Source organism: Prescottella equi (genome assembly GCF_002094305.1).
GTDB lineage: Bacteria > Actinomycetota > Actinomycetes > Mycobacteriales > Mycobacteriaceae > Prescottella > Prescottella equi.
This window is the reverse complement of record NZ_LWTX01000002.1, coordinates 742,281-756,754: the sequence shown is the minus strand read 5'-3', so window position 1 is coordinate 756,754 and position 14,474 is coordinate 742,281. Positions and strand designations below refer to the sequence as shown.

Sequence of the window (14,474 nt, the reverse complement as noted above, 5' to 3'; positions counted from 1 at the left end):
CGTCCTCAGGTAGTGGTCGTCAGGCGGCAGGGGCGAGCCGCATCGCCGGCAGCGGCGGCAGGTTCTCCGGGTCGAGGCCGAACTGTTCGTCGATGCCCTTGCGGGACTTCGAGGCCGACTCGGCGATCGCCTCGTGCAGCGCAGTCCCGTCGAGTCCGCGGGCGCGGTAGCGGGCGGTGATCTGTTCCCAGGTCATGTTGGGGTCGGTGATCTCGAGACCGAGTGCGGTGATCCGGTCGGACATGACGACTCGGGTGTAGGTCCGCAGCGCATTGCGCATCTCGAAGAGGACGCGTGAGCGCACCTCGGCCGGGACCCCGATCGCCCTCTGAGTGTCGTTGGCACGAGCGATCTCTCGTTCGCCGTAAAGGTAGACGATGCGGGCGTCGCGGGAGTCCAGGGTGCCGGGGAGGTAGAAGGGGACCCCGGGGATCTCGACGGCCGCGGATCCGGAATTCGGTGCGCCCGGAGCCGTCATGACCTCTGCGACTGCGGTGCCCGGCAGCAGCAGGGCGAGGGTGCTCAGTATCGCGGCAGCGGCCGCGCGGCCGAACGTCTTCACGTGGTCCTCCCGAAACGACCGACTGTTCGGTCGCAGTCGGCGAGTTGTCGGGAAGACTACCGGGCGGACCTTCGACATCGATTGCCCGTTCCCTGGATGGATGTTTCCGAGTCTCAGAACGGCGGGGCGCCGTCGTAGTCGATGGTCCCAACCGGACAGGATGTGCGCGGGGCGGGCCGTCGACGATGGCGTGCGGGGATCAGGCTGTCGAGTAGATAGTCGAGGTCGCCTTCGGCTGTCGAGTAGTTGAGGCGCGCGAGGGTACGGGCATCGGTGAGTCGAGCCGTGAGCCGGTCGTCGAGTCCGGCCGTCAGGTCCGGCTGCATCTCCGGATCGGCGAACGGTCCGCGTGGATGCGTGATCGTGGCCCGGCCGGTGGGATCGAGCCATTCGAGACGACCTTCACCGATCTGACGGACGGACCAATAGCCGAGCGTCTCGAGTCGGTGATGGGTCCGACACAGGCAGGCAAGATTCGATTCGGTGGTGAGCCCGCCCCGCTCGGGGTGATCGTGGTCGAACGGAATCGTGTGGTCGAGGTCGCAGGTGGCGGCCGCCGCGGCGCAGTTCGGAATCGGCACACACCATCTCTCGTGCGGACGATCTCGGACAGTCGGCCACTCGGCCGATAGGTTCTTTCCTGCAATCGCTTTCGCGTTCTCGCCGTGACCGTCGGCGGAGAGTGCTTCGGCGCCGGAAGGGGTGGGCCGCTGCCGAGCACCGGTCCGCCGAGTGAGCCCTCGGCCAGTCCGGCCAGTCCGGCCCGATCGGCTGCGGACAGCATGAGGATCCGCTTCCACGTTGCATCCGCGGCGAGTTCGCGGGCGAGGTCGGCGTCTATGGCCCCGTATCCGGACAGGTAGCCGGGCGCGTCGTCGAACCCGAGGAGGGTCGGCGGCGTTGAGCCTGCGTGCGTGGATCGTGTGCGATTACTCTGACGTCGCGGTCGTCGGCGGCTCGGAGTCGTCGTTCCCGTGCGCCATCCGGGTCTAGTCGGGCGATCAGCCGTCGGGCGCGCTCCTCGAGCCTGGAGGTGGTCGAGCGGCCCGCGCCGTCGAGCAGGCGGCGCTCGATGTCCTCCAGCTTGTCGTCGGAGACGTTCGACAGTGCCTCGGACAGTGCATGAGCCTTCGCGAGGTCGATCCGGCCGGCCCGAAACTCGGCGCGGACCTGGTGCAGACGCCACCGCAGATCGCACCCCAGATCGATCATGCGTCGTGCCGCGGATTCGGTGAGCCCGAGGACGCCGGCGACCTCGACGTGCGCGAACTCGCCGCGCGCCTCGTTCCGTCCCGCTCGCGCATCCTCCTCGCAGCGGATTACGAACAGGGTCGTCACCCAATCGATCTCGCGGAACTGCTCGCGGGCGATTCGGGCGTGCTGCTCGGCGAGTGCGGCGGACGCATCCGCTCCACCGCCCCTGCCGCCGCCACCGAGTCGAACATAGTTTCGATAGTAGCGGAGCCCTCTGGCAGACTCGGGTGACTACGCGCAGCCCGGCGCGGGTGCGTCCTCCGACATCGGCTTGCCCGTCGGAAGCACGTAGAGCACGTGCAGGACCATCGGGGCCGGACCGAGGTTGCGGCCCATGTGGACGTAGCCGTGTCCACTCGGTTCGACGATGGTGCCGCCGACGTTGTAGATGCCGTCGGTGGTGCAGTCGGACTTGTAGTGCGTCAGCGTGCCTTCCGTGACGATGCCGTACAACATGCCGTCGTGGAAGTGCCAGCCGGTGGTGCCGCCCGGTGCGATCGTGACCTTCCGGAGGATGTAGTCCTGGTCGCCGACGGTGGCCTGCGCAATGATCTCGCCGGTGACGCCCTCGCTCGGGGTGGCTGCGGCGACCCCCGGGGCCAGGCCGAGGGCCACCGCGGCGGAGACGGCGGCGAGGGCGAAGCGGTGGCGAGCGCGCATGTCTGGTCCTTCCCCGAACCGGTCTGGGTGCGGGACCATCGTGCGGGAAGTGGGCGGCAGCCGCGGCGTTTTCGCGAATCTTCCGCGATCGGCCTAGCTCGGCGCGCCCAGGTTCATCTCGTCCGGATGGAACCCGACGCGCACGCCGTCGTCGAGGGTCGCGATGTCGGTCAGGTCCTGTTCGGTCAGTTCGAAATCGAACACGTCGATGTTCTGCGCGATGCGATTGTCGTGCACGGACTTCGGAATCACGATGAGGTCGTTCTGCAGGTGCCATCGGATGAGAACCTGCGCGGGGGACTTGCCGTGCGCGTCGCCGATACGGGTGATGACCGGGTCGTCGAGCAGCGTGTTGGGCTTGGACGCGTCCCCCCATCCGGAGTTGCTGGTGCCGCCGAGGGGACTCCACGACTCGACCGCGATTCCGTGGAGGGCGGCGAAGTCGCGAATGGCGTGCTGGGGGAGATGCGGGTGCAGTTCCACCTGGTCGACGGCCGGGAGCAGGCCACCACGGTCGACCAGTTCCTGGAGGTGGTGCGGTTCGAAATTGCACACCCCCACCGCCTTGGCCCGCCCGGATTCGGCGATCTTCTCCATCGCGTCCCATGTGCGCAGACGGGTGTCCTGGTCTTGCAGCGGCCAGTGCACCAGGTAGAGGTCGACGTAGTCGAGCCCGAGGCGCGACAGGCTCGTGTCGAACGCGGCCAGCGTGGGTTCGTAGCCCTGGTCGGAGTTCCACAGCTTGGTGGTGACGAAGACCTCGTCGCGGGGCACGGCCGACTTCGCGATGCCGCGGCCGACGCCCTCCTCGTTGCCGTATGCCGCGGCGGTGTCGATGTGCCGGTAGCCGGCGTCGTCGAGCGCGAAACGGACCGCGTGCTCGGTCTCGTCGTTGGTGGCCTGCCATACGCCCAGGCCGAGTTGGGGGATGACTGTTCCGGAATTCAGGGTGATCTCGGGAGTGGTCATGGATCCAGGCTAGGAGCGTTCGAGGTCCGCTGCAGGGAAGTCAGGCGCCCTTCGCCGGCGGCTGTGCCCACATGTGCGCGAGGAACTCGAAACTCGGGACATCGTCGAGCGAGATCATCGACTCGTAGATCCGCTCGTACGACGTGCGGGTGATCCGCCAGCGGCCGTCGTCGTCGCGGCGATAGCCGTCCCGGTAGTAGCCCGCGCCGCGGATCAGGCACCGATGCTCCGGGATGATCACGGTGTCCTCGAACGCCCACGACCCTTCCGCGGTGGATCCCACGACCGTGATCTCGGGGTGATGGGCGAAGTGCACCGAGGTGACCGCAGGGGTGAGCGCCTTCCGCATGAAGCCCACCAGGGCGTCGCGGCTCTCGAACACCAGCGGTCTGCTCAAGGCGTGCGTTCCGTATTCGGCGACGACGTCGTCGGCGAGTGCGTCGGCGAAGTCGTCCCAGCGTTTGAGGTCGAGCGTGCGGAAGTACCGGTACTTGAGCTGCCGGATGTCCTCGAGCGCATCGAGTTCTTCGGGGGAACGGACCGTCATCCGCGGAGCATCACACAGCGACGCGGCGCTGTGGATCGATTCCACGGAATTCGTTCGCACACCGCACATCCCGGTCGCCGGGAGTCGGAACCCGTTGAGAACGACGGACTGTCACCATGTGCTCACTGTCGGAGTGGACGGAGGACGCGATGGACCTCGGTGTGGAACAGTTCGGGCTGGGCGGTCGCACTGCCCTGGTGACCGGTGCCGGCCGGGGCGTCGGGGCCGGTATCGCGCGCGTCCTGGCCGCGGCGGGAGCGACGGTGGCGGTCAACGATCTCCATGCCGATCGCGCCGAGTCGGTGGCCGAGACGATCACGGAGGCCGGTGGACAGGCGGTGGCCTGCCCGTTCGATGTCACGAAGGTCGACGCCACCGCCGACGCGCTCGCCCGGACGACTGAGCAGGTCGGCGACGTCGACATCCTCGTCCACAACGCCGGCGTCCCCGACGGCGGCGGCCGGCCGAACAAGTTCGTCGACATGCCACCCGCCGACTGGCAACTGCAGATCGACCTCAACCTGGCGGCGACGATGCGCATCGTGCAGGCGGTGCTGCCCCGCCAGATCGAGAACGGGTGGGGCCGCATCGTCCAGATCTCCTCGGGAGCGTCGTCCCGCGGACTGCCGATCGGCGTCGGGGCGTACGGCGCCGCGAAGGCGGGCTCGGAGGCGCTGATCCGACACCTCGGCGTGGAATGCGGACCGCACGGCGTCACTGCCAACGCGTTGGCGCTGGGGTTGATGGAGGGGCTGGGGCGCGCCGACGATCCCGCCGTGCAGAAGATGATCCGCGGGATTCCGATCGGCCGACTCGGTACCGGTGCCGACGTCGGTGCGGCGATCCTGTGGCTGTGCAGCGAGGCCGGGGGCCTGGTGAACGCTCAGGTGATCCACCTCAACGGCGGCACCGTGTTCGGGCGTTGAGGGGTCACGGACACGACTGGCCACCAGGCCACAGCCGCGCCGCATCGCCCGCCTGGGATCATCGACATGTGACGCGAATCAGACTGGTGGCCTCCGATCTCGACGGCACCCTGCTGCGGTCCGACCGGATGGTGTCGCCGCGCACGGCGCGGGCGATGGCCGCGGCGCGGGATGCCGGCATCGAGGTGGTGTGGGCGACGGCACGGGCCCGTCACTCGGTGGACGCCCTGGCCCGGTCGTGCGGTTTCCGCGGCGAGGCGATCTGCGCCAACGGAGCGGTCACCCTGGACCTCGCGGACGGCACGCCCGAGATCACCGGCACCGTCTCGATCGAGGTCGCCGAGGCGCTCGCCGCCATGGACCGCGTCCGCACGCTCGTACCCGGCGTGGTGTTCGCCAACGTCGGGCCGACGACGTTCGTGGCCGAACCCGAGTACGCGGCCCTGTGCGACTACGCCGACCACCACCGGACACTCGACGAGATGATTCTCGAGGAGCAACTGCCGCGAGTGGGGGAGCCGATGGTCAAGATCGTCGCCCGGCATCCGGAGGTGCCCAGCCGGGAGCTGTACCGACTCGCAGTCGAGGCAGGGGTGGACGGCGTCGAACTGACGCACTCGGGTGCCCCGTACGTCGAGATGGCGGCGACCGGGGTGTCGAAGGCCAGTGCGCTCGCGCGACTGTGTGCGGCGAGAGGCATCGCGGTCGGCGAGGTGGCGGTCATCGGTGACGCCGTCAACGACATCCCGATGCTGACGTGGGCCGGTACCGCGCTGTGTCCCGCGAACGCGATACCCGAGGTGCGAGCCCTCGCCGGCCGGGTGTTGCCCTCCAACGACGACGACGGTGTCGCGCACTACCTCGAAGAATTGGCAGGTCGAGAGGAGCTCGTCGAAAATAACTCTGGTCGGATTCCCCTCCGTCGGCAATGATGCTTTGCGTCGGAACACGTCAGACGAAGGGTGCGGCTTGATGCTCAGGCAGGAACGGGCGGTGATCACGCGGCAGCAGATCGTCAACGGTGCGGCGGAGATGTTCGACCGCGTCGGATACGAGCGGGCCAGCCTCGCCGAGATCGTCGAGTTGTCCGGTATCACGAAGGGCGCGCTGTACTTCCACTTCAAGTCGAAGGACGACCTCGCGAGTGTGGTCATCGACGAGCAGCACGCGATCTCGATGAAGGCCGTCGAGGCGATCACCTCCTCGGGTGAGCCTGGACTCGACCAGTTGGTGATGCTCTGCTACGAGATGGGCCGGCAGATGCTCGAGGACACGATCGTGCGGGCCGGGATCCGGCTCACCCTCGAGATGAGCGCCGAAGGCGGGCCACAGAGGCCGTACGAGGACTGGGTCGATGCCTGTGAGCTGGTGGCGCGCGCCGGGATCGAGGAGGGCGACATCGTCGACACGGTCGTCCCGGAGGAGCTGGGCCGCTTCATCGTCGGTGCCTTCACCGGCGTGCAGATGGTCTCCAACGTGCTCACGGGACGGGAGGATCTGTACGAGCGCATCGACCAGATGTTGTCGTTCCTCCTGCCCGGCATCATGGCGCCGCGACGCCGGCACAAGGCCGCGCGCATCCGCGAGGCGCGCTGGATCCCGCAGACCGAGGACTGAACCACCCGATGTACGCCGAGGGCCGGCCCGGAAGATTCCGGGCCGGCCCTCGGGCGATCGAGAGGCAGATCAGGCGGGCAGACCCGCGAGCGTCTCCATCTCCTTGAAGAACTCTTCCGGCTGCCCCAGCAGCTGAGCGCTGCCGTGGGCTCGCTTGAAGAACAGGTGTGCGTCGTGCTCCCACGTGATCGCGATGCCACCGTGCAGCTGGATGGCGTCACCGGTGACCGCGAGGAACGCCTCCGAGCAGTACGCCTTCGCGACCAGCGCGTCGGCGGCGGCCGTCGGCAGACCCTCGCTCAGCGAGTGCACGGCCGCGTACGACGCCGAGCGGGCAGTCTCCACCAGGAAGTACAGGTCCGCCATGCGGTGCTTGAGCGCCTGGAAGCTGCCGATCGCGCGACCGAACTGGACGCGGTCCTTGCTGTAGTCCACCGTCATCTGCATGCAGCGCTCGGCGGCACCGACCTGCTCGGCGGACAGCGCGACGATCGCGATGGTGCGGACCTTCTCGAGCGCCGCGGTCGCGTCGTCGGCGGTGAGCCGCACGGCCGGGGCGGAGTCGAATTCCACCAACGACATCGGGCGGGTGAGGTCCATCGTCGGCAGCTGACGGCGCGCGACGCCGGCAGCGGTCGGGTCGACCTCGAACAAACCGATGACGCCGTCCGAGCCTTCCACGGCCGCGGCCACGATGAGCACGTCGGCGTGCGCGCCGTCGAGCACGTAGTGCGCGGTGCCCGACACGGTGTAGCCGGCGGCGTCGCTGCCGGCGGCCGTGCACGCGACGTCGTCACTGCGCCAGTGGCCCTCGGGGCCCACCCAGCAGAGTGCCGCGATGGACGAGCCCTCCGCGATGCCCGGCAGCAGGCGCTCGCACGCCTCGTCGTTGCCGGTCGCCAGGATCGCCTGCGCGGCGAGGACCGCGGAGCCGAACATCGGCGACGGCGTCAGCGCGGCGCCGAGTTCCTCGAGCACCAGGTGCTGCTCGACGAGGGTGGCGCCGAAGCCGCCGAACTCCTCGGGGATCGCGAGCGCCGCGACACCGACCTGCTGACACAGCACGTCCCACAGGCCGCGGTCGAAAGCCTCGCCCGACTCGAGCGTCTTGCGCAGCGCGGCCGCGTCGGCGCGCTTGGCCAGCAACTGGGCAACCGTCTTGCGGAGTTCGGTCTGCTCCTCCGCGAACACTCCGACCCCGCTCACAGCGCGCTCGCAATCCGTGCGCGGTGGGTCGAGGCGGTGCCCCACGCGGACTGCAGGGCCCGCGTCTTGGTGAGCCACAGCGACAGGTCGCACTCGAGGGTGTAACCGATCGCGCCGTGGACCTGCAGCGCCTTGCGCGACGCCACGTACGCGGCGTTCGCGGTAGCAACCTTGGCGGCCGACACGTCGCGGGCGATGGTGTCGGATCCCTCGGCGATGGAGATCGCCGCACCGTACACCAGCGGGGTCGCCATCTCGACGGCCACCAGGGCGTCGGACATGTGGTGCTTGACGGCCTGGAAGCTGCCGATCACACGACCGAACTGCGAACGGTTCTTGGCGTAGTCGGTGGCGGTCTCGATCATCGCGTGGCCGGCGCCGATCAGCTGCGCCGACGCGGCCAGCACCGCGAGGTCGTACGCCTTCTCCGCGGCGGCGGCCACGTCCGCACCCTGCGCGAGCGTCTCGACCGACTCGACCTCGAACAGGCGCCGGGCCGGGTCGACCGACTCGAGCTGCGTGGTGGGGCGGACCAACTCGAGGGTGTCACCGGAAACCCGCAGCACCGGCTCGGCGACGTCGGCGTCGAGGGCACGCGGCGTGGACGGCTCGAGGACCAGCGACGCGAGGTTGCCCTCGGCGATACCGGGCAGGAAGCGCTTGGCCAGCTGCTGGTCGTTCAGCGCCGACAGCAGTGCGGGGACGGCGGCAGCCGTCTCCAGGACGGGGCCGGGAACCGCGGCACGGCCCAGCTCGATGAACGCGACGGCCAGGTCGGCCGGGTGCGCGCCGATACCGTCGAACTCCTCCGGCACGGCGAGCGCCGTCACACCGGTCTCGGCGAGCTGCTGCAGCAGGGCCAGTCCGGCGGCGGTGTCGTTCTCACCCCACGACCGGACGACGGCCGGGGTGTTGGCGTTGGCGAGCAGGCCGCGGAGGCTCTCCGCGAAATCGCGCTGCTCGGTGGACAGAGAGAATTTCATCGATCCGCCTTCGGGAGTCCGAGCATCCGCTCGGCAACGATGTTGCGCTGAATTTCGTTGGTGCCGGCGTAGATCGGGCCGGACAGCGAGAAGAGGTACCCGTCCTGCCACTTGCCGGCGAGCTCGCCGTCGGCGCCCATCAGGTCGAGCGCCGTCTCGTGGATGCGGACGTCGAGCTCGGACCAGAAGATCTTGTTGATCGAGCCCTCGACGCCGAGGGGTACACCCTCGAGCATGCGGGTGACGGTGCCCCAGGTGTGCAGGCGGTACGCCTCGGCGCCGATCCAGGCGTCGACCACGCGGTCCCGCGACGCTGTGTCGGCGGGGTCGGTCTCGGTCTTCCACACCTCGATCAGGCGGTTCACCGCGGAGATGAAGCGGCCCGGGCTGCGCAGGGACAGGCCACGCTCGTTGGACGCGGTGCTCATCGCGACGCGCCAGCCGTTGTTCACCTCACCGACGACGTCGGTGTCCGGGACGAAGACGTCCTCGAAGAAGATCTCCGCGAAGCCGGGCTCGCCGTCCAGCTGCGGGATGGCGCGCACGGTGACGCCGTCCTGGTTCAGCGGGAACATGAAGTACGTCAGGCCCTTGTGGCGCTGCGCCTCCGGGTCGGTGCGGAACATGCCGAAGCCCCAGTCCGCGTACACGGCGCGCGAGCTCCAGGTCTTCTGACCGTTGAGGATCCAGCCGCCCTCGGTGCGGCGGGCCGTCGACCGGATGCCCGCCAGGTCGCTACCGGCCTCCGGCTCCGACCAGGCCTGAGCCCAGATGTCGTCGGCGCGGGACATGCGCGGCATGATGCGCGCGAGCTGCTCCTCGGTGCCGTGCTCGAAGAGCGTCGGCGCGAACAGGAAGATGCCGTTCTGGCTGACGCGCCCGGGCGCACCGGCCTTGTAGTACTCCTCCTCGAAGAGAACCCACTCGATCATCGACGCGTCGCGGCCGCCGTACTCCGCCGGCCACGCGACCGTCGACAGGCGTGCGTCGGCGAGCTTGTGCTCCCACTCGCGGTGGGCCTCGAAGCCCTCCGCGGTGTCCATCGACGGCAGCGGTTCCGCCGGGACGTTGGCCGCGAGCCATTCGCGCACTTCCAGCTGGAAGGCGCGGGCCTTTTCATCCAGTTCGAGATCCACTATTTCGCCTTCGCTTTCATACTGTTGACGTCCATTCCACCCAGCGAGTCCCTGCCCACCTCGGCGTTGTGCGCGTGGGCGAAGTGATGCAGGCCGAACACCGAATCGATACCTGCGCGCTGTCCCATGAGGTCCTCGCACTGGTTGACGGCCTTCTTGGTGAGCGCCAGGCCGAACCGCGGCATCTCCGCGACGCGGGCGGCCAGCGCCAGGGTCTCGGTCTCGAGGTCGGCACGCGGCACCACCCGGTTGACCATGCCCACCTCGTAGGCGCGCTGCGCGGAGAAGCGATCGCCCGTGAAGAGGATCTCCTTCGCGAACCGCGATCCCAGCACCCACGGATGTGCGAAGTACTCGACACCCGGAACACCCATGCGGACAACGGGATCCGAGAAGTACGCATCTTCCGACGCGACGATCAGGTCGCAGCACCACGCGAGCATGAGGCCACCGGCGATGCAGGCCCCGTGGATCTGCGCGATCATCGGCTTCGGAATCTCCCGCCACCGACGGCACATGCCCAGGTAGACCTCGGTCTCGCGCGCGAAACGCTGGTCGCCGCCCGCCTTGCCGAGGTGGTCCCACCACAGCGCGGCCTTGTTCTCGTAGTGCACGTGGTGGTCGCGGCCGGGCGTGCCGATGTCGTGGCCGGCGCTGAAATGCTCGCCGTTACCGGCCAGCACGATCACCTTCACGTCGTCGTCCTCGACGGCCCGCTCGAACGCGGCGTCGAGGGCGTACGTCATCACCGAGTTCTGGGCGTTGCGGTAGTCGGGGCGGTTCAACGTCACGAACGCGACGTGATCCCGCACCTCGTAGGTGACGACCTCTCCCTCGTCGGGAAGCTCGCCCCCACCGGGAACGTCGTGGGGGACGGTCATGCCTTGCCCTCTCGCAGATCGTTCTTGAGCACCTTGCCCGACGGGTTGCGCGGAAGCGCGCCGACGATCTTCACCTCGCGCGGAATCTTGAAGTTCGCCAGACGCTCCTTGCAGAACGCGATGACGTCCTCCGCGGTCACCTCGACGCCGGCCTTCGGCACGATGTACGCGCGGCCGACCTCGCCGGCCCGCTCGTCCGGGATACCGATGACGGCCGCCTCGACGATGGAATCCATTCGCGCCAGCGCATTCTCGATCTCGGCGGGGTACACGTTGAACCCGTTGGAGATGTACATGTCCTTGAGGCGGTCGGTGATGTCGAGGTAGCCACGCTCGTCGAGCACGCCCACGTCGCCGGTGTGCAGCCAGCCGTCGGCGTCGATGGTCTTCTTCGTCGACTCCGGGTCGTCGAGGTAACCGAGCATGACGTTATCGCCGCGCACCAGGATCTCCCCGTGCTCGCCGATCTTGACCTCCATGCCGGGGATCGCCCGTCCGGACGAGGTGGCGACCGTGACCGGGTCGTCGTCGGTGCGGCACATCGTCACCACGACGGCCTCGGTCTGGCCGTAGGCGGTGATGACGGCGTCGTAGCCGAGTTCGGCCTGCATCCGCTCCACCAGCACCACCGGAATCGCGGCCGCGCCGGTGATCGCGACGCGCAGGCTCGACAGGTCGTACTCGTCGCGGGTCGGGAAGTCGAGGATCGTCTGGTGGATCGTCGGGGCGCCCGGCAGGACACTGATCTTCTCGTTCGCGATCGTCGTCATGATCGTGGGGACGTCGAAGACGGCGGCGGGCACCATCGTGGCGCCGCGCAGGATGCACACCATGAGACCGGCCTTGTAGCCGAAAGTGTGGAAGAACGGGTTGATGACCAGGTAGCGGTCGTTCTCGTCGACCTCGGCGCAGTCGGCCCACGCGTCGGCGATACCGACGGTCTGGCGGTGCGCGGTCATGACGCCCTTGCTCTTGCCGGTGGTGCCGGACGTGAACAGGATGTCGGCGACGTCGTCGGGGGAGACGGCGCGGGCGCGAGCGTCGGCCTCCTCCACGGAAACCGGCTCGGCTGCGGCGGCGAGCTGATCCCATTCGAGGATCTCGCCGCCGGGGAACTCGGTGGTGGGGGCGCCGGAGGTCGGGTCGTCCGACGGCGTGCGGAGTACGAGCTGCAGCGACGGGATGCCGCCCGGGCCGGCGGCCTTGAGGACGTCGGCGAGACGGTCGTTCTTGAGGAACCGGTCCGGCACGACCAGGACCTTGGCGCGGGTGCGCTCGAGCAGGTCCAGGGCCTCGTGCCCGGTGTAGCGGGTGCTGATCGGCACCAGCGTCGCGCCGGCGTACTGCGCGGCGAGGAAAGCCTCGATCCAGTGGTGGGTATTGGGTGCCCAGACGGCGACGCGGTCGCCCGCTTCGACGCCCTTGGCCATCAGTGCGCGGGCGGCGAGGCGCACACGCTCCAGCAGTTCGGTGTAAGTGGTGCGGTCGGATCCGTCCGCAACAGCCTCGTTCGATCCGAATTGTTCAACGGCGCGCCACAGCGCGGCCGGGGTCGTCCGGGGCTCGGTGGTCACATTCGTGCTCACAATCTCTCCTAAGGCGAGGCGGAACCTCTATACAAAGCAAGTGCTTGGTAGGGTACCGTATCGCTGTGGACGTTAGCCAGGGTATTGAGACCAGCGAGCAGGCAGCTGCTGACGAGGCCTTTGCGCGGGAAATTCGCGAATGGCTCGAAGAGAACCTCTCCGGGAAGTTTGCCGAGCTGAAGGGCCTCGGCGGGCCGGGACGTGAACACGAGGCGTTCGAGGAACGCCTCGAGTGGGACCGTCACCTGGCTGCCGCCGGCTGGACCTGCCTCGGGTGGCCGAAGGAGTACGGCGGTCGCGAGGCGACGCTGAGCCAGCAGATCATCTTCCATCAGGAGTACGCGCGCGCGAATGCGCCTGCGCGCGTGAGTCACATCGGTGAGGAGCTGCTCGGCCCGACGCTGATCGCGTTCGGCACCGAGGAGCAGAAGCAGCGCTTCCTGCCGGGCATCAAGACCGTCACCGAGCTGTGGTGCCAGGGTTACTCCGAGCCGGGCGCCGGCTCCGACCTCGCCAACGTGTCGACCACGGCGCGACTCGACGGCGACCAGTGGGTGGTCAACGGCCAGAAGGTTTGGACGTCGCTCGCGCACCTCGCCGACTGGTGCTTCGTCGTCGCGCGCACCGAGCCGGGCTCGTCGCGCCACAAGGGTCTGTCGTACCTGCTGGTTCCCATGAACCAGGAGGGTGTCGAGGTCCGCCCGATCATCCAGCTCACCGGCACCTCCGAGTTCAACGAGGTGTTCTTCGACAACGCCCGCACCGACGCCGACCTGGTCGTCGGTGGCGAGGGCAACGGCTGGGGCACCGCGATGGGCACGCTCACCTTCGAGCGCGGCGTCTCGACCCTGGGGCAGCAGATCGGCTTCGCCCGTGAGCTCGAGTCGATCGTCGAACTGGCCGAGCGCAACGGTGCCGCCGAGAATCCGGCGATCCGCAACAAGATCTCCCGCGCGTGGACGAGCCTGCAGGTCATCCGTGCCCACGCGCTGCGCACGCTCGCGAGCGTCGACGCCAGTGCCAACGGCGGCGAGGCGTCCGTCGCGAAGCTGCTGTGGGCCAACTGGCACCGCGGGCTCGGCGAGCTCGCGATGGAGGTCCAGGGCGCCGCGTCGCTGATCGGTGTGGAGAACACCGAGCCCGGCGAGGAGCTGAACGACCTGCAGCGCCTGTGGCTGTTTACGCGCGCCGACACCATCTACGGCGGATCCAACGAGATCCAGCGCAACATCATCGCCGAGCGTGTGCTCGGCCTTCCCCGAGAGGCACGCCCGTGACCGCCACCATCAAGTCCCCGCTCGCCGTCGCTCCCGAAGAGGTCGCGGGCCACGACCTGCTCAAGGGCAAGAAGATCGTCGTGACCGCCGCGGCCGGCACCGGCATCGGTTTCTCGACCGCGCGCCGCGCGCTGCTCGAGGGCGCCGACGTCCTGGTCTCGGACTTCCACGAGCGTCGTCTCGGTGAGACCGTCGAGAAGCTGTCGGCCGAGTTCGGCAGCCAGCAGGTCGAGTCGTTCGTCTGCGACGTCTCGAGCACCGAGCAGGTCGACGCGCTGATCGTCGGCGCTGCGGAGAAGCTGGGCCGCATCGACGTTCTGGTCAACAATGCAGGCCTGGGCGGCGAGACCCCGATCGTCGACATGACCGACGAGCAGTGGGACCGCGTCGTCGACATCACGCTGACGAGCACCTTCCGCGCCACCCGCGCCGCGCTGCGTTACTTCAAGGAGGCCCCACACGGCGGCGTCATCGTGAACAACGCCTCCGTCCTGGGTTGGCGTGCGCAGCACTCGCAGTCGCACTATGCGGCGGCCAAGGCCGGCGTCATGGCGCTCACCCGCTGCTCCGCGATCGAGGCCGCCGAGTTCGGTGTCCGCATCAATGCGGTGTCGCCGTCCATCGCCAAGCACCCCTTCCTGGCGAAGGTCACCAGCGACGAGCTGCTCGACAACCTGGCGTCGCGTGAGGCCTACGGCCGCGCGGCCGAGGTGTGGGAGATCGCGTCGGTGATCGCGATGCTCGCGAGCGACTACACCACCTACATGACCGGCGAGATCGTCTCGGTCTCGAGCCAGCGCGCGTAGGTAACCTTCCGTGCTCGTGGTGGCCGAATGTCACATCGGTGCAGTCCGACTGCACCGATGTGAC

Annotated in this window: 16 protein-coding genes; 5 read left to right on the top strand and 11 right to left on the bottom strand. The window is 68.6% G+C overall.

From position 1 onward, the window contains the following. Nucleotides 1-19: 19 nt before the first annotated feature. The 6 genes from A6I89_RS09120 to A6I89_RS09095 form a co-directional block, all read right to left on the bottom strand. Complete coding sequence (locus tag A6I89_RS09120) at nt 20-562, bottom strand: hypothetical protein (protein WP_022594055.1); 543 nt, start codon at nt 560-562, stop codon at nt 20-22. Nucleotides 563-675: 113 nt separating this feature from the next. Further along, nucleotides 676-1,143, bottom strand: a complete 468-nt coding sequence (locus A6I89_RS09115; RefSeq protein ID WP_022594057.1) for an HNH endonuclease signature motif containing protein — start codon at nt 1,141-1,143, stop codon at nt 676-678. Nucleotides 1,144-1,399: 256 nt separating this feature from the next. Then, nucleotides 1,400-1,900, bottom strand: a complete 501-nt coding sequence (locus A6I89_RS25090) for a DUF222 domain-containing protein (protein WP_157349023.1) — start codon at nt 1,898-1,900, stop codon at nt 1,400-1,402. 147 nt (nt 1,901-2,047) lie between these two features. Next, on the bottom strand, nt 2,048-2,476 hold the full coding sequence (locus tag A6I89_RS09105) for a cupin domain-containing protein (RefSeq protein ID WP_005515594.1): 429 nt from the start codon (nt 2,474-2,476) through the stop codon (nt 2,048-2,050). Nucleotides 2,477-2,569: 93 nt separating this feature from the next. Continuing rightward, nucleotides 2,570-3,445: an aldo/keto reductase gene (locus A6I89_RS09100; RefSeq protein WP_013414854.1), complete on the bottom strand. Its 876-nt coding sequence runs from the start codon at nt 3,443-3,445 to the stop codon at nt 2,570-2,572. A gap of 40 nt (nt 3,446-3,485) precedes the next feature. Then, nucleotides 3,486-3,992 (bottom strand): nuclear transport factor 2 family protein, encoded by a 507-nt coding sequence (locus A6I89_RS09095; RefSeq protein WP_037084619.1) that lies wholly within the window; start codon nt 3,990-3,992, stop codon nt 3,486-3,488. A 116-nt stretch (nt 3,993-4,108) separates the two neighbouring features. On the opposite strand from A6I89_RS09095, the gene A6I89_RS09090 reads away from it, so the two are divergent. The 3 genes from A6I89_RS09090 (at nt 4,109) to A6I89_RS09080 (ending at nt 6,535) form a co-directional block, all read left to right on the top strand. Beyond that, nucleotides 4,109-4,918 (top strand): SDR family NAD(P)-dependent oxidoreductase, encoded by an 810-nt coding sequence (locus A6I89_RS09090; RefSeq protein ID WP_022594063.1) that lies wholly within the window; start codon nt 4,109-4,111, stop codon nt 4,916-4,918. Nucleotides 4,919-4,986: 68 nt separating this feature from the next. Next, a complete protein-coding gene (locus A6I89_RS09085; RefSeq protein WP_044990455.1) occupies nt 4,987-5,850 on the top strand; it encodes an HAD family hydrolase in 864 nt (287 codons plus the stop codon). Nucleotides 5,851-5,890: 40 nt separating this feature from the next. Further along, nucleotides 5,891-6,535 carry a ScbR family autoregulator-binding transcription factor gene (locus tag A6I89_RS09080; protein WP_005515586.1) on the top strand — a complete coding sequence of 215 codons (645 nt, stop codon included), beginning with the start codon at nt 5,891-5,893 and terminating at the stop codon, nt 6,533-6,535. Between the two features lie 69 nt (nt 6,536-6,604). Here A6I89_RS09080 and A6I89_RS09075 read toward each other — a convergent pair whose 3' ends face one another. Genes A6I89_RS09075 through A6I89_RS09055 form a run of 5 tightly spaced genes read right to left on the bottom strand, consistent with a single transcriptional unit; the run spans nt 6,605 to nt 12,315 of the window. Next, a complete protein-coding gene (locus A6I89_RS09075; RefSeq protein WP_022594067.1) occupies nt 6,605-7,741 on the bottom strand; it encodes an acyl-CoA dehydrogenase family protein in 1,137 nt (378 codons plus the stop codon). Then, entirely contained in the window at nt 7,738-8,724 is a 987-nt protein-coding gene (locus A6I89_RS09070) for an acyl-CoA dehydrogenase family protein (RefSeq protein ID WP_022594068.1), read from the bottom strand. The genes A6I89_RS09075 and A6I89_RS09070 overlap by 4 nt, the downstream gene beginning before the upstream one ends. After that, complete coding sequence (locus tag A6I89_RS09065) at nt 8,721-9,860, bottom strand: acyl-CoA dehydrogenase family protein (RefSeq protein WP_005515582.1); 1,140 nt, start codon at nt 9,858-9,860, stop codon at nt 8,721-8,723. The genes A6I89_RS09070 and A6I89_RS09065 overlap by 4 nt, the downstream gene beginning before the upstream one ends. Continuing rightward, nucleotides 9,860-10,741 (bottom strand): enoyl-CoA hydratase, encoded by an 882-nt coding sequence (locus A6I89_RS09060; protein WP_022594069.1) that lies wholly within the window; start codon nt 10,739-10,741, stop codon nt 9,860-9,862. The genes A6I89_RS09065 and A6I89_RS09060 overlap by 1 nt, the downstream gene beginning before the upstream one ends. Beyond that, nucleotides 10,738-12,315, bottom strand: a complete 1,578-nt coding sequence (locus A6I89_RS09055; RefSeq protein ID WP_044990457.1) for a FadD3 family acyl-CoA ligase — start codon at nt 12,313-12,315, stop codon at nt 10,738-10,740. Before A6I89_RS09055 ends, A6I89_RS09060 begins: the two co-directional genes overlap by 4 nt. A 77-nt stretch (nt 12,316-12,392) precedes the next feature. Between A6I89_RS09055 and A6I89_RS09050 the strand changes: the two genes are divergently transcribed. Together A6I89_RS09050 and A6I89_RS09045 are read left to right on the top strand one after the other, a co-directional pair. Further along, nucleotides 12,393-13,604 (top strand): acyl-CoA dehydrogenase family protein, encoded by a 1,212-nt coding sequence (locus A6I89_RS09050; RefSeq protein ID WP_005515579.1) that lies wholly within the window; start codon nt 12,393-12,395, stop codon nt 13,602-13,604. Then, the gene (locus tag A6I89_RS09045) at nt 13,601-14,410 is read left to right on the top strand and encodes an SDR family oxidoreductase (protein ID WP_005515577.1); all 810 of its coding nucleotides are present in this window, start codon (nt 13,601-13,603) and stop codon (nt 14,408-14,410) included. The genes A6I89_RS09050 and A6I89_RS09045 overlap by 4 nt, the downstream gene beginning before the upstream one ends. Nucleotides 14,411-14,474: the final 64 nt, after the last annotated feature.